18 protein-coding genes are annotated in these 19,025 nt (G+C 72.0%); 11 read left to right on the plus strand and 7 right to left on the minus strand.

The features are described from left to right. Positions 1-467: 467 nt before the first annotated feature. The 3 genes from AOK03_RS17270 (at position 468) to AOK03_RS17280 (ending at position 2,348) form a co-directional block, all read left to right on the plus strand. On the plus strand, positions 468-1,232 hold the full coding sequence (locus AOK03_RS17270; protein WP_055566169.1) for an MmyB family transcriptional regulator: 765 nt from the start codon (positions 468-470) through the stop codon (positions 1,230-1,232). A 49-nt stretch (positions 1,233-1,281) separates the two neighbouring features. Next, a complete protein-coding gene (locus tag AOK03_RS17275; RefSeq protein ID WP_055566170.1) occupies positions 1,282-1,632 on the plus strand; it encodes a hypothetical protein in 351 nt (116 codons plus the stop codon). 77 nt (positions 1,633-1,709) lie between these two features. Further along, complete coding sequence (locus AOK03_RS17280) at positions 1,710-2,348, plus strand: hypothetical protein (protein ID WP_055566171.1); 639 nt, start codon at positions 1,710-1,712, stop codon at positions 2,346-2,348. Between the two features lie 50 nt (positions 2,349-2,398). Here the strand turns inward: AOK03_RS17280 and AOK03_RS17285 are convergent, their stop codons facing one another. Then, a complete protein-coding gene (locus AOK03_RS17285; RefSeq protein WP_055566172.1) occupies positions 2,399-2,734 on the minus strand; it encodes an ArsR/SmtB family transcription factor in 336 nt (111 codons plus the stop codon). A gap of 181 nt (positions 2,735-2,915) precedes the next feature. Between AOK03_RS17285 and AOK03_RS17290 the strand changes: the two genes are divergently transcribed. Further along, positions 2,916-4,058 carry an FAD-dependent monooxygenase gene (locus tag AOK03_RS17290; RefSeq protein ID WP_055566173.1) on the plus strand — a complete coding sequence of 381 codons (1,143 nt, stop codon included), beginning with the start codon at positions 2,916-2,918 and terminating at the stop codon, positions 4,056-4,058. 25 nt (positions 4,059-4,083) lie between these two features. Here the strand turns inward: AOK03_RS17290 and AOK03_RS17295 are convergent, their stop codons facing one another. The 3 genes from AOK03_RS17295 to AOK03_RS17305 form a co-directional block, all read right to left on the minus strand. Next, complete coding sequence (locus tag AOK03_RS17295) at positions 4,084-5,109, minus strand: alpha/beta hydrolase (RefSeq protein WP_055566174.1); 1,026 nt, start codon at positions 5,107-5,109, stop codon at positions 4,084-4,086. 123 nt (positions 5,110-5,232) lie between these two features. After that, complete coding sequence (locus tag AOK03_RS17300; protein WP_055566175.1) at positions 5,233-6,027, minus strand: SDR family NAD(P)-dependent oxidoreductase; 795 nt, start codon at positions 6,025-6,027, stop codon at positions 5,233-5,235. 111 nt (positions 6,028-6,138) lie between these two features. Continuing rightward, positions 6,139-6,543 carry a DUF488 domain-containing protein gene (locus AOK03_RS17305; RefSeq protein WP_055566176.1) on the minus strand — a complete coding sequence of 135 codons (405 nt, stop codon included), beginning with the start codon at positions 6,541-6,543 and terminating at the stop codon, positions 6,139-6,141. Positions 6,544-6,664: 121 nt separating this feature from the next. On the opposite strand from AOK03_RS17305, the gene AOK03_RS17310 reads away from it, so the two are divergent. The 5 genes from AOK03_RS17310 (at position 6,665) to AOK03_RS17330 (ending at position 13,767) form a co-directional block, all read left to right on the plus strand. Further along, complete coding sequence (locus AOK03_RS17310; protein ID WP_055566177.1) at positions 6,665-8,212, plus strand: diacylglycerol/lipid kinase family protein; 1,548 nt, start codon at positions 6,665-6,667, stop codon at positions 8,210-8,212. Between the two features lie 151 nt (positions 8,213-8,363). Beyond that, entirely contained in the window at positions 8,364-9,056 is a 693-nt protein-coding gene (locus AOK03_RS17315) for a GntR family transcriptional regulator (RefSeq protein ID WP_079074785.1), read from the plus strand. A gap of 123 nt (positions 9,057-9,179) precedes the next feature. Then, positions 9,180-11,867 carry a pyruvate dehydrogenase (acetyl-transferring), homodimeric type gene (gene aceE / locus AOK03_RS17320; RefSeq protein WP_055566178.1) on the plus strand — a complete coding sequence of 896 codons (2,688 nt, stop codon included), beginning with the start codon at positions 9,180-9,182 and terminating at the stop codon, positions 11,865-11,867. Between the two features lie 164 nt (positions 11,868-12,031). Next, positions 12,032-12,808 carry a helix-turn-helix transcriptional regulator gene (locus AOK03_RS45005; protein WP_107098019.1) on the plus strand — a complete coding sequence of 259 codons (777 nt, stop codon included), beginning with the start codon at positions 12,032-12,034 and terminating at the stop codon, positions 12,806-12,808. Positions 12,809-13,083: 275 nt separating this feature from the next. Then, the gene (locus AOK03_RS17330) at positions 13,084-13,767 is read left to right on the plus strand and encodes a glycerophosphodiester phosphodiesterase (protein ID WP_055566179.1); all 684 of its coding nucleotides are present in this window, start codon (positions 13,084-13,086) and stop codon (positions 13,765-13,767) included. On the opposite strand, the gene AOK03_RS17335 is transcribed toward AOK03_RS17330, so the two are convergent. Next, complete coding sequence (locus tag AOK03_RS17335; RefSeq protein ID WP_055566180.1) at positions 13,764-14,336, minus strand: GNAT family N-acetyltransferase; 573 nt, start codon at positions 14,334-14,336, stop codon at positions 13,764-13,766. The genes AOK03_RS17330 and AOK03_RS17335 overlap by 4 nt on opposite strands. 81 nt (positions 14,337-14,417) lie before the next feature. Here AOK03_RS17335 and AOK03_RS17340 point away from each other — a divergent pair, with 81 nt between their 5' ends. Next, the gene (locus AOK03_RS17340; protein ID WP_055566181.1) at positions 14,418-14,810 is read left to right on the plus strand and encodes a VOC family protein; all 393 of its coding nucleotides are present in this window, start codon (positions 14,418-14,420) and stop codon (positions 14,808-14,810) included. Here the strand turns inward: AOK03_RS17340 and AOK03_RS17345 are convergent. Then, the gene (locus AOK03_RS17345) at positions 14,792-16,360 is read right to left on the minus strand and encodes a carboxylesterase/lipase family protein (protein ID WP_055566182.1); all 1,569 of its coding nucleotides are present in this window, start codon (positions 16,358-16,360) and stop codon (positions 14,792-14,794) included. The two genes, AOK03_RS17340 and AOK03_RS17345, sit on opposite strands and share 19 nt — an antisense overlap. A gap of 269 nt (positions 16,361-16,629) precedes the next feature. On the opposite strand from AOK03_RS17345, the gene AOK03_RS17350 reads away from it, so the two are divergent. Then, positions 16,630-17,976: an NAD(P)/FAD-dependent oxidoreductase gene (locus AOK03_RS17350; RefSeq protein ID WP_055566183.1), complete on the plus strand. Its 1,347-nt coding sequence runs from the start codon at positions 16,630-16,632 to the stop codon at positions 17,974-17,976. Here the strand turns inward: AOK03_RS17350 and AOK03_RS17355 are convergent. Beyond that, positions 17,951-19,025, minus strand: a 1,075-nt coding sequence (locus AOK03_RS17355) for a glycoside hydrolase family 99 protein (protein WP_244177648.1), incomplete at its 5' end; no start/stop codon positions are given. The genes AOK03_RS17350 and AOK03_RS17355 overlap by 26 nt on opposite strands.

Raw genomic sequence — 19,025 nt, forward strand, 5'->3', positions numbered from 1 at the left:
ACCGTGCGGGCCGGGTCGGCGTCCCGCGCCCGCAGGTAGAGCGGGCTGCTGTTCACCTCGATCAGGCCGGCGTGCGCCAGGGCCAGCCCGCGCGCGGCGGTCAGCACGGCATCGGTCTCCGGAAGGAAGTGGCTCATCGGTGAACTCTCCGTAGGTGTGCGGGTGGTGCACGCGGCCGCCGGACAGGGCCGGTCGCGCGGCGGAACAGCGGCCCCGCACCCGGAACTCCGGAGTTCCGGCCGTGCCGGGTGGCGGGACGCCCACCATGGCCGCCAGCGCCGCGCCAAGGTCGGCACGCCTCGATACCGGCACTCTCGCGTTCCGGTCACCGGCGCCGTGTGCGAGGCTGACACCGTGCCCCGGACCGGCCGAGATCCGTGCGGGGCACGCGGCACTCTTCGTACGACAGCCCCATTTTTGCGAGGTCTTTACTCTTGGTGGACGCGCGACGTGAGGACCTGGGAAGAATGCTGCGTGCCTGGCGGATGGCGCGGGACCCCGCCCTGCTGCCCGGCCCCGTCCCCTTCCGCGGCCACCGCACGTACCTCACCCAGCTCGACATGGCCCTGCTGCTCGGGGTCTCGGAGCGCTGGTACCGCGCGCTGGAGCGGGGCGAGGACCGCAAGTACGCGCGCGAGATGATCGCCGGCGTCGCGCGGATCCTCGACCTCTCCCCCCGCCAGTCGACCGCCCTCCACCGCGGCACCGGCCACCCGCCGCCCCGGCACCGGACCGAGGGCGCCCGGCCGGACGCCGCGATGCTCGATCTGCTGCACCAGCAGCGCCGGGTGAGCTGGATCTGCGACCAGGCCTGGGACGTGGTCGCCGTCAACGCCGTGGCGGCGCGGCACTGCCCCTGGCTGGCCCGCGCGGACGCGAACGTCATGACCTGGGCGTTCTCCGCGGAGGCCCGGTATCAGCTGCGCGACTGGGACACGAGGTGGGCGGCCCCGCTGCTCGGGCGGCTGCGCCTCGCCTGGCAGCGCTGGCCGGACAACGAGCGGTTGGACGAGGTGGTGCGGACGGTGCGGCGCGAGCCGGGCGTCGCCGAGCTCTGGGCCGGCACGGCCGACGTCCGGGCACCCCTCGACGACGCGGCGCTCCCCATGTACTTCCCGCTGGTGGCACCCGACCCGTTCGACGTGCGCGTCTCGGCGTACGGGCGCTTCGCCGACACGGCGCTGCGCTGGCTGGTCCTCACGCCCGTGGATCCGACGGTCACGTTTCCCTGAGAGCACCCGCGGTGACGTTCTCCTCAGCTCGTCGCCTAGGGTGTCGAGGATGCCGCTCGTCGAAGTGACCTACGCGCCCACGGTGCCCGAGCCCCGACTACGCGAACTGGGCTCGATGCTGCCGCACTTGGTGTCCCTGGCCGTGGAGTGTCCCGAGGAGCCGTACGACGGCGAGCTGCAACCCGGGGACGTCGAGATCCGCTTCCGGCCTCTGGGCCCGCTGGACCGTAGCGGGCTGACGGTGGTGATCGAGATCAAGTCGAAGTGGTCCGCCAGCAGGGAAGCCAACCGCCAAGAGCGCGTGGATGCGCTGCACGCCGACATCCGCGCCGCGACCGGGCTCGTCGACTTCGGCGTCTACCTGTCGCTGCCGAGCGCGGCCTGGTCTCAGGGAGACTGATCCGGGGGGGGCAGACAGGTTCCCTGAAGTGCTTGAAGTCCGGTCCGAGCAGGCGGATTCGGCGCGAAGATGACGCCATGAGCGGACTGGACTGGAGCGCTGCCGAGCTGGACGGCTTGGACTGGGGAACGGTGCCGGCCTGGGCGAGTGCGATCCTGACGAGCGGGTCGCTGCTCCTTGGGTTCTACATCCTGCTTCGAGACCGCCGGAAGGAGGAACGCCAAGAAGCCGCCCAAGTCATCTGCTGGCTCGAACAGACTGCGGCCCTGCCGCACGAATGCCGCAGATACCGAACGCACGTGGCCAACCAGGCCGATCGTCACGTGTCAGGGGTTCACCTCGTCGTGGAGCACGATCCGGACATCACCGAAGGACACCGAATCGTGAACACCTCGCTCCTCGCGCCGCTCATCCGGCCCGGCGAAGAAGTGTCCTGCGATGGTGCCGATGAAGTGACCGTCCAGCCGGAGTTGGTGCGGCGTTTCGATGTGACCTTCCTGGACGCCGACGGTACCGAGTGGATCCGGGACCTCATGCCGGACCTGATCGGCCCCGCCGCTCTGCATCCGGCAACGATCACGGGGAGACACCGGTGGCCTTTCAACCACAGTGGCACCCTTCGGAACGTGCATCTGACGTTGGGAGAGCACGGGCATTCGGACCACTGGCACATCTCAACGACCAAGCGCCGAAAGACCCTGCGCCGCGCCCGGTAACGCCGCCCGCGCCGACTTCGTCGCCGACGATGCGGTGCCGGACGGCGGTGTCAGCGGGGAGCGGTATCGCTCGGGGGCTCTGCTCCCAGGAGGGCGAGCAGCCCGGGGAATCTCTTCTCGATGTCCGTGCGTCGTAGCCGGACGCCCTTGCGGTTGCCGTAGTCGATCTCGTCGATGAGACCCGCCTCGCGCAGGACGCGGAAGTGGTGGGTCTGGGTCTGCTTCGAGATCGGCAGATCGAACGAGTTGCAGCCCCGCTCGCCGTCGCTGCGGTCGGCGGCCAACTGCGTCATCACCGCACGGCGGTGCTCGTCGGCGAGTGCACGGAACACCGCACCCAGATCGAGCGCATCGGCCTCCGGGCCGACCAGGTTCTTCCCGGTCACGTGGCACCCCCTTCAGGTACGACTTGAATCGTACCTGAACGATGTGCTCCACTCAGGTACGAAGTTTTTCGTACCTGAGCCCGATAGTGCTGACTGCGCTGCCCCGTGCCGCCGTGCGCCCTGAGCCCGGCCACGGGACTCGCCGGGGACCTGGTCAGCGACACTCCGAGAGGTCATCGTCATGAAGAAGCCCGAGGCGCTGATAGTCGGTGCGGGAATCGCAGGGCCCGCACTCGCGTACTGGCTCTCCCGGAACGGCTACCGGCCGACGGTCGTCGAACATGCCCGGCAGCTGCGCTCCGGTGGCAGCGCAATCGTCGTGAAGGGGCCCGCGATCCCGGTCGCCGACCGCATGGGCATCCTTCCGCAGCTCCGCGGGCTCGCCACGCGCAATCGGTCACTGACCCTGCTCGACCCCGGCGGCAGGCGAATCCTGCGAACCCCGCTCGCCTCGGACGGCGCGCCGACGGTCGAGGTGACCCGAGCCGACCTGTCCGAGGTGCTCCACCGGTCGGCGCGGACCGAGGCCGAGTTCCTGTTCGACGACACGGTCACCGCTCTCGACCAGGACGGAGGCGGGGTCGACGTCACCTTCCGGCGGTCCGCGCCACGACGCTTCGACCTGGTGGTCGGTGCCGACGGGATCCACTCCACCGTACGGCGCCTGGCATTCGGACCCGAGCGGCAGTTCGCGAGCGACCTGGGCCTGTACAACGCGACCGTGCCGCTGGAACCCGACGCCGTCGACGACCCGAGCGAGATGACGATGCTGACCGTGCCGAACCGGATGCTGGTCGTCCACCCCTCGCGGACCACCCCGCTAGCGATCTTCACCTTCCGGGCCGCACAACTGGCGCCCCACGACCGCAAGAACACCGCCCTGCACAAGCAGACCGTGGCCGACGCCTACGCCGACGTGCGGTGGCGGGCACCGGAACTCGTGGCGGCGTTCCTCGACCACCCGGCTCCGTTCTTCGACCCCCTGACCACCATCCGGGTGCCCTCGTGGTCCCGCGGACGGGTCGTCCTGCTCGGGGACGCGGCGGCGGCGACGGCCCTGCTGGGCGACGGGTCCAGCATGGCGATGGCGGGCGCGTACGCCCTCGCGGAAGAGCTCGCCGCCCACCCCGGTGATCACGCCCGCGCCTTCGCCGCCTACGAGTCGCGGCTCCGCCGTGAGGTGGGTCCGCGGCAGCGACGCGTCGGTCTGCTCTCCAGGCTCATGGTGCCCCGTACCCGACCGGGCCTCGCGGTGCGCAACGCGGTGGGCCGCGCGGTCGGTCGCACGAACCGGACCGCCTCCCGCGAAGCCGCGAACCGGTAGCCCGGCGGACCGTGGTCCTTGTACGTCAGCCGTCCAGGGTGCCCAGCCACTCCGTCAGGAGTCCGTTGACCTCGGCGGGCCGTTCCTGCTGGGCCCAGTGGCCGCAGCCCTCCAGGACGTGCGAGGCGTGCAGGCCCGGCAGGGTGTCGGGGAACGACTTGATCGCGTCCGCCAGCCACACGGTCGAGGCGTCCATGGCCCCGCCGATGAACAGGGACGGCTGACGGATCGGCGCACCGGCGAAGCGCGGGGTGAGGTCCGCCCAGTCGCGGTCCATGTTCCGGTAGCGGTTGAGCGCACCCGTCAGGCCGGTCCGCTCGAACTCCGCGGCGTAGACGTCGAGATCCCGCTCGTCGAGCCAGCCGGGCAGCCGCCCCTCGGGGAACCGGTCCCGCAGCCGCCCGCCACGGCTCACGAAGTGCGGGTCCGGCGCGTCCGGGCCGGGCATCGTGTCGGCGGAGAGCGCGGCGTAGAAACCGGCGAGCCAGCCCCGGACGTCCGGTTCGATCTCGGCCTCGGCGCGGCCGGGCTCCTGGAAGTACGAGACATAGAACTCCTCGTCCCCACCCATCCCCGCGAACACCTCACCGGGCCGCGGGCCGCCCGGCGGCGTGTACGGGACGCTCAGCAGGCCGACCGCGCGGAAGACGTCGGGCCTGACGAGCGCGGAGTGCGCGGCGATGTTCGCGCCCCAGTCGTGCCCCACGATCACCGCGGTCTCCTCGCCGAGCGCACGCACCACGGCGACGCCGTCCTCGACCAGGTCGAGCATCCGGTACGCGGAGGTGTCCGTGGGCCGCGACGAACGGCCGTAGCCGCGCACGTCGACGGCGACCGCGCGATACCCGGCCGCGGCCAGGGCGGGGAGCTGCCGTCGCCAGGAGTACCAGGACTCGGGGAAACCGTGCACCAGCAGGACGAGGGGTCCCGTGCCCTGCTCCACCAGGTGGATGCGGCCCGCGGACGAGGCGACCAGGCGGTGGGTGAGGTCCCCGGCGGGCGAGGTGCGGGGCTCGGGCGGACGTTGGGATTGGGGCTGGGGCTGGGGCATGGATCCTCCTGGGGCTCCGGCGGCGGCGACTCCGGCCCCGAGCATGCGGCGCGCGTCCGCGGCCGGGCGATGTTCGTTGCCGTTCCGGCAAACCCGCGCCAGGACCGGCGGCGATCGGACCGGCTACGGAACGATCGAGTCCACGTACCCGCCGTCCACCCGCACCGCGCCGCCCGTCGTCGCGGATGCCAGCGGGGAGCTGAGGTAGACGACCATGTGCGCGATCTCCTCCGGCTCGATGAGCCGCTGGATCAGCGACTGGGGGCGGTGCTCGGTCATGAACTTCCGCTGCGCCTCGTCCCACGGCAGCGCGCGGTCGACCAGTTCGTAGACGAAGTCCTCCACGCCGCCGGTGTGCGTCGGGCCCGCGATCACGGAGTTGACGGTGACGCCGGTCCCCGCCGCCTCCTTCGCGAAGCCCCGCGACACCGCAAGCAGCGCGGTCTTCGACATGCCGTAGTGGATCATCTCCGCGGGCGTGACGAGCGCCGAGTCGCTGGCGATGTTCAGGATCCGGCCCCAGGAACCGTCCTTCATGCCCGGCAGATAGCGGCGGATCATCCGCACCGCGGTCAGCACGTTGACCTCGAAGTAGCGGCGCCATTCGTCGTCGCTGATGTCGAGGGCGGCCTCGGCTCCGAAGACACCGAGATTGTTCACGAGGATGTCGGCCCGCGGGACGGCCCCGAAGACCTGGTCCGCGCCCTCGTCGGTGGAGATGTCCCCCGGTGCCGGGAGGAACTCGGCGCCGTCGGACTCGCCCTTGAGCCGGTCGACGGCTGCGGCCACGGAGTCACGGGACCGCCCGTTCACCGCCACCCGGGCGCCCGCCCGTGCCAGACCGGCGGCGATGGCCGCGCCGATTCCCTGGGTCGAGCCGGTGACGAGCGCGGTCTTACCGGATAGGTCGACGAGCACGGTGTGTACCTCCTGGAGATCCTGTCGTGCTTCTGACGTGCCTGCTGGTGAACCTGCGGTGTGCCTACTGGTGCGTCCGTAATGCGCCTCTGGTGTCCCCCGCCTCCATGCTTACCCCTTCTCTCCTCCGTCCCGCCCGTCCCGCCTTCCCGGTTCGAGCACGTCGACGAGCACGCGCACGTGCCCGTGCGGCAGGTCCTTCGTGGCCGTGAGCAGGGTCAGTCGGCCCTCACGGGCCAGGCCGCGCAGCCGGTCGAGTTCCGCGGACCTCTCCGGGTCGGCCAGCTCGTGGCGGTAGCGCTCCGCGAACTCCTCGAACCGGTCGGGGTCGTGGTCGTACCAGCGGCGCAGCTCGTTCGACGGGGCCAGTTCCTTGTCCCAGGCGTCGAGCCGCGCCCGGTCCTTGGACACCCCGCGCGGCCACAGTCCGTCGATCAGGACACGGGTGCCGTCGCCGGACGACGCCTCGTCGTAGACGCGCTTGACCTGCACGTCGAGGGAGCGGCTCGGCGTCATGCGGTTCTCCGTCCGGTCGGCTGCCACCCGTCGGCCGGGGGCCGTTCCCAAGACTGCGACACGTACCCCGTTCGGGCGAGCAATGCGGGCCTGCGCCGTGTCTCCCTGGTCAAGTGAGGCCATGAAACGCATCGGGAGCATCGACCGGCGATGGTTCGAACGGGTGGCGTCGGCGCGGCTGCCGGGTGCGGAGCAGGTGCTGCCGCCGCTGAGTTCGGCGGCGAACCACGGGCGGTTGTGGTTCGGTGCGGCGGCCGCCCTCGCGGTCGTCGGGGGCCCGGCGGCCCGGCGCGCGGCGCGGCGCGGGGTCGGCGCGCTCGCGCTGGCCTCGGTGACCACGAACGCCGTGGCCAAGTACGCCGTACGTCGACACCGCCCCGTCCTCGACACCGTCCCGGCGATGCGCCGCCTCTCGAAGGCGCCGTGGACGTCCTCGTTCCCGTCCGGGCACGCCGCGTCGGCGGCGGCGTTCGCCGTGGGGGTGGCGCTGGAGACGCCCCGGTACGGCGCGCTGCTCGCGCCGGTCGCCGCGGCCGTGGCGTTCTCCCGGGTGTACGTGGGGGTGCACTACCCGGGTGACGTCCTCGCGGGCTGCGCGCTGGGCGCGGCGGCCGCCGCGGCGACCTGCTACTGGTGGCCGCCGCGTCCTTCCCCCGCGCAGCACCGGCGGTCCCGGGTGAAGGCGCCCGCGCTGCCCGAGGGCGAGGGGCTCGTCATCGTTCTCAACTCCGGTTCCGGGAAGGGCGTTCCGGGACGGCTGCCCGCGCGGGACCACCTGGAGCTGCTGCTGCCGAAGGCCGAGGTCCTGGCGTGCGGCCCGGGCGACGACCTCGGCGAGATCCTGGACGAGGCCGTGGAGCGGGCCACCGCGACGGCCGGGGTGCTCGGCGTCTGCGGCGGGGACGGCACGGTGAACGCCACCGCCCGGCGCGCCGCGGAGGCGGGGCTCGCGCTGGCGGTCTTCCCCGGCGGCACCCTCAACCACTTCGCCCTGGACGCGGGCACGCCCACCTTCGAGGACACCGCGCACGCCGTCCGGCGGGGCGAGGCCGTCCGCGTCGACCTGGCACGGGTGCGCGACGGCGCGGGCAAAGACGTCACCGGCTTCGTCAACACGTTCAGCATCGGGCTCTATCCGGAACTCGTGCGCCAGCGCGAGAAGTTGGAGGGACGCATCGGCAAGTGGCCCGCGGCGGCCGTGTCGTTCGTCGAGGTGCTGCGGACCGCCACCCCGCTGCGGATCCGGCTCGACGGACACGACCGGGTCCTGTGGCTGCTGTTCGCGGGCAATGGGCAGTACGCGCCGGACGGGCTCGCGCCCACGCACCGGCCCCGCATGGACGACGGCCTCCTCGACATCCGCACGGTCGACGCGGAGGCGCCGCTGGCCCGGATCCGCGTCGCCCTGTCCTCCCTGGGCGGTGCGCTGCGGCGCTCCAGGGTGTTCCGCACCGAGCGCGTCGAACAGCTGCGGCTCAGCGGACTGGAGGACGTGGCGAGGCTCGCGTACGACGGCGAGACCGCCCCGGCGCCGGACACCCTGCTCCTCGACAAGCTGCACTCGGCGCTGACGGTCTACAGCCCGGCCGCGCAGCTGGACGAGATCGCCCAGCGGGCCCGCACCCTCACGCTGGCGGCGAACCGTCAGCCGGGCCGCGGTCCGGCCTGATCCCCCTCTCACCCCCAAAGGCCCTCTGCCGCCCAAAGGTCCCCTGCCGACGGAAGATCCCCCTATCGGCAGGAGGCCTCCCACGGTACGGTTCAGGAACAAATGATCGATCATCATTCATCTACCTCGCATTCCCTCCTGGAGAGCCCAGATGACCGCCGGAACACCCGACCGCACGCGCATCCCCTCCGTCCCGGCCCCCGTGGCGCGCGTCCCGCTCAGCGAGCAGGTGCGCGACTTCGTGCTGGAGGGCCTGCTGAACGGCCGCTGGCAACCCGGGGACCGGATCGTGGAGCGCCGCATCGGCCTGGAGCTCGGCGTCAGCCAGACCCCGATCCGCGAGGCGCTGCGCGATCTGCAGGCCATGCAGCTGGTCGAGTCGATCCCCAACAAGGGCATGCGGGTGAAGGAGCTGACCCCGGGACAGCTCACCGAGGTGTACCCCGTGCGGGCCGCGCTGGAGAAGCTCGCCGCGGAACTCGCGGTGCAGCGGATGGCAGGTGAAACGGCGGTTCTGGAGCGGCTGGAGCATCACCTGGAGCGGCTGCGGGAGCTGGCACGGGCGGACGACGTCGAGGGGCAGATCCACCACGGCGTGGAGTTCCACCGCGAGATCGTCCGCGCCTCCGGCAACCAGGTCCTGCTGCGCAACTGGGAGTCCCTGGCCATCGAGCTGTGGACCCGGCTCTCCCTCAAGTGGCTGCGCACCGAGCCGCACGAGAACGCCTGCGACCACGAGGCCATCGTCGAGGCGTTCCGGCGACAGGATCCGTACGTCGGTCGACTGGTGCAGCTGCACGTCCTGAACTACGCGAAACCGGCCGCCTCCCACGGGAGCGAATGATCGATCATCGCTCATTACCGACAAGTAAGTGTTGACTGCATGCATTCGCGGCTCCTAGCTTCTTTATAACGGAACCGGGTTTCCACATCCTGGAACTCATGCGTACGCGAAAGGGGATCACCCGTGTCCCAGCTCGACCAACTTCCCGACCAGGACCCGTCCGAGGTCGCCGAATGGCGCGAATCTCTGGACGCGGCCGCCCGGTTCGGCGGTCCCGACCGTGCCGCGCATCTGCTGCGCCGTCTCGCCGAGCACGCCCTGCGGACCGGGATCGACCTCCCGCCGCTGCTCGAGACGCCGTACGTCAACACCATCCCCACCGCCGCCGAGCCCGCCTTCCCCGGCGACGAGGCGATGGAGGCCCGGATCACGGCCTGGAACCGCTGGAACGCCGCCGCGATGGTCACGCGCGGCAACCAACGCGGCGGTCTCGGCGGGCACATGGCCACCTTCGCCTCCGCCGCCTGGCTCTACGAAGTGGGCTTCCAGCACTTCTTCCGCGGCAAGGAGGCCGACCGGTCCGGTGACCAGCTGTACGTCCAGGGCCACGCGTCGCCCGGCATCTATGCCCGCGCCTTCCTCGAAGGGCGTCTGAGCGAGGGCCAGTTGGACCGGTTCCGGCAGGAGGCGGGCGGCGACGGTCTGCCGTCCTACCCGCACCCGCGCCGCCTGCCCTGGCTGTGGGAGTTCCCGACCGTGTCGATGGGCCTCGGCCCGCTCTCCGCGATCTACCAGGCCCGCTTCAACCGCTACCTGGAGCACCGCGGCATCAAGGACACGTCCGGCTCCCGCGTCTGGGCGTTCCTCGGGGACGGCGAGATGGACGAGCCGGAGGCGACCGCAGCCCTGGCCCTGGCCTCCCGCGAGCGGCTCGACAACCTCACGTTCGTCGTCAACTGCAACCTGCAGCGCCTCGACGGGCCCGTGCGGGGCAACTTCAAGATCGTGCAGGAGCTGGAGCGCCAGTTCCGCGCCGCCGGCTGGAACGTCGTCAAGTCGCTGTGGGGATCGGCCTGGGACCAGCTCCTCGCCCTGGACGCCGACGGGGCTCTCGTACGGCATCTGGGGCGCATCCCCGACGGACAGTTCCAGACCTTCGCCGCCCGCGACGGCGCGTACATCCGCGAGCGCTTCCTCGGCGCCGACCCGGCGCTGCGGCCGCTGGCCGATCAGCTCACCGACGTACAGCTCGAAGAGATCGTGGGGACGTCGCGCGGGGGCCACGAGCCCCGGAAGGTGTACGCCGCCTACCGGGCGGCCGTCGAGCACGAGGGTGCGCCGACCGTCGTCCTCGTCCAGACGGTCAAGGGCTGGACGCTCGGCCCGGGCTTCGAGTCGCGCAACGCCAACCACCAGATGAAGAAGCTCTCGGGCAAGGAGTTCCGCGCCATGCGCGACCTGCTGGAACTCCCCATTCCCGACAGTGCGTTGAACGACGACCTGGTGCCGTACGCGCATCCGGGCGAAGACTCCCCCGAGCTGGCCTATCTGCGCGAGCGGCGCGCGGCGCTCGGCGGCCCCGCGCCCGTCCGCAAGGTCGTCGCCAAGCCGCTGCCGGTCGCCGATTCCGCCGTCGCCGACAAGGCGTTCGCCGCGCTGAAGAAGGGCTCGGGCACCCAGGAGATCGCCACCACCATGGCGTTCGTGCGGCTGGTCAAGGAGCTGATGCGGGACAAGGAGACCGGTGGGCGCTGGGTGCCGATCGTCCCCGACGAGGCCCGCACGTTCGGCATGGAGTCACTCTTCCCGTCGGCCGGGATCTACTCGCCGCTCGGCCAGACCTACGACCCGGTCGACCGCGACCAGCTCCTCTACTACAAGGAGGCGCGCGACGGGCAGATCCTCAACGAGGGCATCACGGAGGCGGGTTCGCTCGCCTCACTCACGGCGGCCTCGACCTCGTACGCGACGCACGCCGAGCCGATGATCCCGTTCTACATCTTCTACTCGATGTTCGGCTGGCAGCGGACGGCGGATCAGTTCTGGGCGCTGGGCGACCAGTTGGGCCGCGGCTTCGCCATAGGGGCCACGGCGGGACGCACCACGATGACGGGCGAGGGCCTTCAGCACGCGGACGGGCACTCCCACCTGATCGCATCGACCAATCCGGCCGCCATCAGCTACGACCCGGCCTTCGCGTACGAGGTCGCGGTGATCGTCAGGGACGGTCTGCGGCGCATGTTCGGCCCCGACGCGGAGGACGTCTTCTACTACCTCACCGTCTACAACGAGACGAAGGTCCAGCCGCCGATGCCGACCGGTGACGGCGTGGAGGAGGGCATCCTGCGCGGCCTGTACCGCTACCGGGAGGCCGTGCCCCCGGCCGCCGACGCCCCGCGCCTGCAACTCCTGGCGTCCGGCACCGCCATCCACTGGGCCCTGGCGGCACAGCAACTGCTCGCCGAGGACTGGGGAGTCGCCGCGGACGTGTGGTCGGCGCCGTCCTGGACCGAGCTGCGCCGTGACGCGCTCGCCTGCGACGCGGCGAACCTCGCGGCCGCGGCGCAGGACGCCGCCACGAGCGACCGGGTCCCCTACGTCACCCGCGCCCTCAGGGGCGCCCCCGGCCCCGTCGTGGCGGTGAGCGACTGGATGCGGGCCGTGCCCGACCAGATCCGGCCGTGGGTGGAACAGGACTGGACGTCCATCGGCACGGACGGCTACGGCCTCTCCGACAGCCGTGAGAACGCCCGCAGGCACTTCGGCGTCGACGCCCCCTCGATCGCGGTCACGGCGCTGGCCGCGCTGGCACGCCGGGGAGACGTCAAGCCGGAAACGGTACGGAAGGCCGCGGGCCACTACAGCCGCTGACCGCACCCCAAGGACGGGGCCGCCCTCTCCCCCAGGACGGCCCCGCCACCGACCCAGGGCAGCGCACAAGCCCACCCCGCACCGCAGGACCTCCACACGTCGCACCGGGAGCGGCAGCCGCCCACCCTTGCGCCTCCACCATCCCGTTCACTTCAATGCGCCCTATGGCGGCCCGTCGAAGTACCTCGCAGCAGGGATCCACCGAACCGGCCGACGGCGGCGGCGCGCTGCCGCCGACCGCGTGGGCCGTGCTCGGGCTGCTCTCCTTTCCCGGGGAGCGGACCGGCTACGAGCTCAAGAAGTGGGCCGACGCCTCCCTCCGTTTCTTCTACTGGTCGCCCGCGATCAGCCAGATCTACGCCGAGCTGCGCCGCCTCGAAGCGCTCGGGTACGCCACGTCGCGCCGCTCGGGGCCCGAGGAGCCCCGCGCGAAGCGCGCGTACGCCATCACCGACGAAGGCCGCGCCGCACTCGCCGACTGGGCCGATGCCGGGCGGGACGTGGGCCCGCCCGTCCTCAAGCACCCGCTGCTCCTGCGGATCTGGCTCGGCCACCTCACGGCCCCGCACCGGCTGCGGGAGCTGGTCGCCGGGCACATCACGCAGACCAGGGGCGAGTTGAAGGAGGTCAGGGACGCGCTCGCGCGGGTGGACGGGGCACAGGCGTGGTCCCATCCCCAGGTCGCGCTGCGGTGGAGCGAGCGGCGCCTGGAGTCGGAGGTGGAGCTGGCCGAGGCGATGCTCGACGACCTCGCCGCGCTGGAAGCGGGGGGCGAGGGCGCGGCACCGCACGCAGCACACACACCACACTCGGCACACGCAGCACACACACCACACTCGGCACACGCAGCACACGCACCGAGCACGACTTCCGCGGCCGCCGAGGAGGAGTCCGTCGAGCCGCCCGGTCAACCCGTGGAGGACTCGCCCACCCCCGGGTGAAGCGACTCGCCCCGGCAGCGCTCCTCCCGGTAGGACGGACGGGGTCACCCGTCCCCCGCCGTACGGAGCAGCGCACCCGTGAGCACCCGCGCCGTCCTTGTCGCCGCCCTCATCACCGGGCTCCTCCTCGGGATCGCGGGAACCAGATCGGACGAGTCCACTCACCCGCGTCCACACGGTTCCTTCACCGAGGCGGGCCATTAGGCTGCGACATTGCCGCGCGGCTACCTCCGCCGTGCGGTCGCCGAGCCTCCGTCGACGGAAGCGAGTGGATCTTGAACTTCCTCACCATCGGTCATCGCGGGGTCATGGGTGTCGAACCCGAGAACACCCTGCGGTCCTTCGTCGCCGCGCAAGCGGCGGGCCTCGACCTCATCGAGCTGGATCTGCATCTGAGCAAGGACGGCGCCCTCGTCGTCATGCACGACGCCGACGTGGCCCGTACGACCGACGGCAAGGGGCCGATCGCCGAGAAGACCCTCGCCGAGCTGCGGGAGCTGGACGCGGGGCGCGGCGAGCGCATCCCCGTCTTCGAAGAGGTCCTGGACGCGGTGAAGGCACCGCTGCAGGCCGAGATCAAGGACGTCGCGGCCGCGCGCGCCCTCGCCGAGGTCATGCACAGCCGCGATCTGGTCGCGCGGGTGGAGGTGATCTCCTTCCACGACGAGGCGATCGCCGAGATCGCCCGCCTCGTCCCCGGGGTGCGCACCGCGCTCGTCGCGAGCCGCTACGGCACCGACGTCGTGGAGCGCGCCACCGCCGTCGGCGCCACCACCCTCGTCCTCAACATCCGGCGCCTGACGCTGGAGATCGTCGAGCGCGCCAAGAAGGCCGACCTCAGGATCATCGGCTGGGTCGTGAACACGCAGGACGACCTGCGCCTGGTGCGGGCCCTCCAGCTGGACGGGGCGACCACCGACTATCCCGAGATCAAGCGCACGGGCCGCTTCACGGCCTAGGCACGTCCGGGCCGCGCCTGGGCGAGGTCCTTGACCAGCAGCTCGAACTGCAGGTCGTCCCGCTGCGGGATGCCGAAGCGCTCGTCGCCGTACGGGAAGGGGGTCATCTTTCCCGTACGGCGGTAGCCGCGCCGCTCGTACCAGGCGATGAGGTCGTCGCGGGCGGAGATCACGGTCATGTGCATCTCGCGGACGTCCCACGCCTCGCGCGCCGTCCGCTCGGCCTCGGCGATGATCACCTTGCCGAGGCCCGCGCCCTGCAGCGCCGGACTGACCGCGAACATCCCGAAGTAGGCGTGGTCCCCACGGTGTTCGAGCTGGCAGCAGGCGACGAGCGCGCCGTCCCGCTCGACCGCGACCAGTCGGCTCGCCGGCGACTCGATGACGTCGACGACGCCCTGCGGGTCGGTGCGCTGCCCCTCCAGGAGGTCGGCCTCCGTGGTCCACCCGACCCGGCTGGCGTCACCGCGGTACGCCGACTCGATCAGCGCGACGACGGCGGCCACGTCGGCGGCGACGGCGTCGCGGAAGATGAGCTCTCCTGAGGTGGGGCGCGGGGCGGTGTCCATGGACCTGGCTCTCCGAATCTTGACGCGGTATGGGGCGCCGTCGAGCCTAACCCCCGGCCGCGGGCATTAGGGTGCGGCCGCATGGTCCACGTACTGAGCAGCAGGATGCTTCTGCGCCCCACCGATCCGGAGCGCTCCCGTGCCTTCTACGGCGAGGCGCTGGGCCTCGCCGTCCACCGCGAGTTCGGCACCGGCCCCGAGCGCGGCACGGTCTACTTCCTCGGCGGCGGGTTCCTGGAGGTGTCCGGCCGCTCCGACACCCCGTCCGCGCCCGGTCTGCGGCTCTGGCTCCAGGTCGCGGACGTCGCGGCGGCCCACGAGGAGCTGGTGGCGCGTGGCGTCGAGGTGCTGCGGCCGCCGGTCGAGGAGCCGTGGGGCCTGATCGAGATGTGGATCGCGGATCCGGACGGTGTCCGGATCGTGCTCGTCGAGGTCCCGCGCGACCACCCGCTCCGCTACCGGCCCGGAATCTGACCTGCCGGGAGCAGCGGCAGCACGGAGAAGGCGTGGTCCTGCCAGATCAGGCGTGACGCCTCCTCCGGGTAGGCGGTGACGGTCGGCCGGGCGTCGAAGAGCTGCACGAGGCGCTTGTCGCGGTCGTACGCGGGCCAGCCGGGGTCGCCGTGGGCGGCGAAGGCGGTCCATGCGGAGCGCATGCGGGCGGAGAGGAGCTCCGCCTCGGACTCGGTTCCGGCGGCGGGGGCCCCGCCGATCAGTGCGGCGGGCTGGCCTCGGTCGAGGTTGCCGAAGACGAGGGGCACGTCGAGGCCGTGGCAGGCGCCCAGTACGCCTTCCATTCCGGGGGCGGGCCAGGTCAGCTCGTAGGCGTGGACCCGGCCGCCGGAGGCCGCCTGAGCCTCTGCGAGGTGCAGGGACGGCATACGGAACAGCCAGTCGGACAGCACCAGATCGTAGAGCTCGTCCGGGCCCGCCTCCGGGTGGGCGTCGCGGTAGGCGCGGGCGCCGTCCGGGCCCGGGGCGAACGCGTGCAGGGCGGCCGCCGCGGTCTCCTCGCCGACCTGTCCGAGGAGTCCGTCCAGCGCGGTGAGCAGCCGCTGTTCGTGGCGGGTGTGGCCGACCAAAAGGTCGATGTGCCGGCCTGCGCCCTCGGCGAGCGCCTGCCACGGGGTGACCGTCAGGGTCGCGCCGTCGACGACCGGTGCGAAGGTGATCGACCGGAGCGCGGGCCTGCCCCAGCGCCCGCCCTGCCGGGCCGCCCCGGCGCCGACCGCGTCGCCCGCGACGGACAGCCGGTGCGGCGCCACGTCGCGGAGGTCGGCCACCGTGGGCCGCAGCCCCAGTTCGGCCGCGCACGCGGCGGCGATGTCGGCGGCGAGCTCCGGCGAGAAGAACGTGCCCTGCGCGCTCTGCGCGACGGCCCGGCCGAAGAGTCCGTCCGCGCCCCGCGCCGCGAGGAGCGCGGCGACCGACCCGCCGCCCGCCGACTGCCCGAAGACCGTGACCCGGTCCGGGTCGCCGCCGAACGCCCGGACGTTGTCGCGCACCCACTCCAGGGCGGCGATCTGGTCGAGCAGCCCTCGGTTGGCGGGCGCCCCCTCGATCTGACCGAAGCCCTCGAGACCCACCCGGTAGTTGAACGTCACCACGACGACCCCGCCGTCCCGCGCCAGGCGCCCGCCGTCGTACTCGGGGAGGCCGGACATGCCGATGGTGAAGGCGCCGCCCTGGATCCACACCATCACCGGCAGCGCCGCGCCGGGACCGGGATCGGGCGACCAGACGTTGACGGTCAGCCAGTCCTCGCCCACCGCTTCCTGAGCCAGCGCTTCCATGCCGAAGTGACCGCCCTGCGGGGGCGGCGGCCCATAGGCGACGGCCTCGCGCACCCCGCTCCAGCCGCGCACCGCTCGCGGCGCCGCGAAGCGCAGCGCGCCGACCGGGGGCTCGGCGAACGGGATGCCCCGGAAGACCGCGACGCCCGCCTCCCTGCTGCCGCGCAGCGACCCGGCCGCCGTACGGACCTCGGGTCGGGATCGGGACTCACCTGCACCGGCGACGGTCATCGCAACTCCCCCTCTGGGCAGACGGACCGCAGTCGCGGGGACCCGCGCGGCCCGGACACCACGGAGCATCCCGCCCTCCCCCGATCCGGCGCCAACCATTTACGCGAGTTGCACAGGGAGAGCACTGATGTGTGAAGCACGTCACACGAGCAATCCATCCAGGATGCAGGGGTACATGGCCACGGGTACGGTCCGCAGAAGATCTTCCACAGCCCCGACAGGCCCGACGGCCCTGAAGTCGATCTCCAACCGCTCAGGAGAGACATCACATGGCAGCTCCCCGGATCCTCATCGTCGGCGGTGGTTTCGCCGGCATGGAGTGCGCTCACAAGCTGGAGAAGAAGCTCTCGCCGCACGAGGCGGAGCTGCGCCTGATCAGTCCGACGGCCCACCAGCTGTATCTGCCGCTGCTGCCGCACGTCGCCTCCGGAGTGCTCACCCCACAGTCGGTGGCCGTGCCGTTGCGCCGGATGCTGCGCCGCACCGGGATCGTGCCGGGCGGCGCCGTCGGCATCGACCCCGAGGCCAAGGCGGTGATCGTCCGGAAGATCAACGGCGAGGAGGTCGTGGAGCGCTACGACTACCTCGTCCTGACGCCCGGCAGCGTCACGCGGCAGTTCGACATCCCCGGCGTCGACCGGCACGCGGTGGGCGTGAAGACGCTCGCCGAGGCCGCGTGGATCCGCGACCACGTGATCTCCCAGCTGGATCTGGCCGCGGCGAGCTCCAGCCGGGAAGAGCGCGCGCAGCGGCTGCAGTTCGTGGTGGTCGGCGGCGGGTACGCGGGCGTGGAGACGGCCGCGTACCTCCAGCGTCTGACGTGCGCCGCGGTCGAACGCTATCCGGGCCTCGACGTCTCGCAGATCAAGTGGCACCTGGTGGACATCGCCCCGAAGCTGATGCCGGAGCTGGGCGAGCGGCTCGGCGAGAAGGCCATGGAGATCCTCCAGCGCCGGGGCGTGAACGTCTCGCTCGGAGTGTCCGTGGCCAAGGCGACCGAGGACACCGTCACGCTCACCGACGACCGGGTCCTGCCGTGCCGCACGCTGATCTGGACGGCGGGGGTGGCGCCGAGTCCGCTCATCGCGACGCTGGACGCCGAGACCAACCGGGGGCGGCTCGTCGTCAGGCCCGATCTGACGGTCCCCGGGCTCGACGGCGTCTTCGCGCTCGGCGACGCGGCGGCCGTACCGGACCTCGCCAAGGGCGGCGACGCGATCTGCCCGCCGACCGCGCAGCACGCCATGCGCCAGGGCTGGGCCGCCGCGCGGAACCTCGTCGCGGCGCTGCGCGGCTTCCCGCTCACCGACTACAAGCACAAGGACATGGGCCTGGTCGTCGACCTCGGCGGCATTCAGGCGGTGTCGAAGCCGCTGGGCGTGCAGCTGACCGGGCTGCCCGCCCAGATCGTGGCGCGCGGCTACCACCTGGGGGCCCTGCGCACGCTGACGGCCCGCTTCCGGACGGCCGCGAACTGGGGGCTCAACGCGGTCGCTGGCGACGATTACGTACGCACCAGTTTCCAGCGCCAACGGCCCGCCACGCTCAAGGACTTCGAGATGACCGACGCGTATCTGACGCAGGAGGAGATCACCAAGCGGGTGGCAGCGGCCTGAGGGACGCCTCCCCGTCCGCCTTCGTCACCCCGCGCCCCCTCGCCGCCCCGAGCTCCCTCGTCGACTCGAAACGGTCCACCCAGTGGGCCGTCCGGTCCAGATAGGCGGTCTGCGCCGCCTCACCCGTCTTCCCGTACGCCCCTTCGAAGGTCAGGTAGCCGTGCCCGGCCGGGGGTGAGCCGTCGGCGGGCTCGATCGAACTGCCCTCGTGCCACTCGTTGAAGGACGTCACCGACACCCAGGCGGGCGAGCCGCCGACGGCCGGGTCCAGGGCGTTGTTCCACTGCTTGTCGTACGCGGCTCCGTCCGCGCGGCCGAGGGTGGGCGTGGTGTTCCCCGGGACCGCGCGGTCGTCGATGTAGCCGGGCGCGACCGACGGGGCCCAGATCAGGTCGTGTGCGCGGGCGTAGTCACCGGCCTGCTTCCAGCCGGGGGCGGTGGCTCCCGCGATCCCGTCGTAGGTGTACATCCCCGAGAAGTGCGCGATCTTGGTGGTGTCGGTCGTCTGCGCGAGGACGATGTTGCGGTCCGTCACCTCGTCGAGCGCGGCCCAGTCGGTGGTGCGCAGGCTCTCGAAGACGTAGAACGCGGGCCGGTCGCCGTGCTCGGCGGAGCGGTGGAACGCCGGGTGGCCGCCGTAGGCCGCGTTGATGTAGCGGATGTCCGCCACAGTGGACTCCGCGGTGCGCCCCGCGTACGGCTCCAGGTGCCAGGCCACCTCGATGCCTTCCTTCGCGGCCGCGTCCAGCACCCCCTTGGCGAGCCGGTCCTCGTGACCGCCACGACCCCACCAGCTGTAGACGAGGACGCCGGCGCCGGAGCGCTTCACCCACTTCATGTGCTGGGCGACGGCTCCCGCCATGTCCCCGGAGTCGTAGGGGCCGAGCGCCGGGTAGTAGTCGGCGCCGACGTCGTCGGGCGGGGTGTGCCCGCCCTGGGGCCAGTGGCGCCAACTGCCGCTGCCGACGGGGCTGCCGTACCACGGGTAGTAGAAGAGGTGGACGTTCGGCGACCCAGCGTCGGCGGCGGCAGCGTGCGCGGGTGGGGCC

The sequence above is a fragment of the Streptomyces atriruber genome (genome assembly GCF_001418325.1).
GTDB lineage: Bacteria > Actinomycetota > Actinomycetes > Streptomycetales > Streptomycetaceae > Streptomyces > Streptomyces atriruber.

Coding starts and splice junctions, on each gene's coding strand:
- AOK03_RS17280 (WP_055566171.1), top strand. CDS start 1,710: ATGAGCGGACTGGACTGGAGCGCTGCCGAGCTGGACGGCTTGGACTGG.
- AOK03_RS17290 (WP_055566173.1), top strand. CDS start 2,916: ATGAAGAAGCCCGAGGCGCTGATAGTCGGTGCGGGAATCGCAGGGCCC.
- AOK03_RS17340 (WP_055566181.1), top strand. CDS start 14,418: ATGGTCCACGTACTGAGCAGCAGGATGCTTCTGCGCCCCACCGATCCG.
- AOK03_RS17305 (WP_055566176.1), bottom strand. CDS start 6,543: ATGACGCCGAGCCGCTCCCTCGACGTGCAGGTCAAGCGCGTCTACGAC.
- AOK03_RS17310 (WP_055566177.1), top strand. CDS start 6,665: ATGAAACGCATCGGGAGCATCGACCGGCGATGGTTCGAACGGGTGGCG.
- AOK03_RS17335 (WP_055566180.1), bottom strand. CDS start 14,336: ATGGACACCGCCCCGCGCCCCACCTCAGGAGAGCTCATCTTCCGCGAC.
- AOK03_RS17345 (WP_055566182.1), bottom strand. CDS start 16,360: ATGACCGTCGCCGGTGCAGGTGAGTCCCGATCCCGACCCGAGGTCCGT.
- AOK03_RS17295 (WP_055566174.1), bottom strand. CDS start 5,109: ATGCCCCAGCCCCAGCCCCAATCCCAACGTCCGCCCGAGCCCCGCACC.
- AOK03_RS17270 (WP_055566169.1), top strand. CDS start 468: ATGCTGCGTGCCTGGCGGATGGCGCGGGACCCCGCCCTGCTGCCCGGC.
- AOK03_RS17315 (WP_079074785.1), top strand. CDS start 8,364: ATGACCGCCGGAACACCCGACCGCACGCGCATCCCCTCCGTCCCGGCC.
- AOK03_RS45005 (WP_107098019.1), top strand. CDS start 12,032: ATGGCGGCCCGTCGAAGTACCTCGCAGCAGGGATCCACCGAACCGGCC.
- AOK03_RS17350 (WP_055566183.1), top strand. CDS start 16,630: ATGGCAGCTCCCCGGATCCTCATCGTCGGCGGTGGTTTCGCCGGCATG.
- AOK03_RS17275 (WP_055566170.1), top strand. CDS start 1,282: ATGCCGCTCGTCGAAGTGACCTACGCGCCCACGGTGCCCGAGCCCCGA.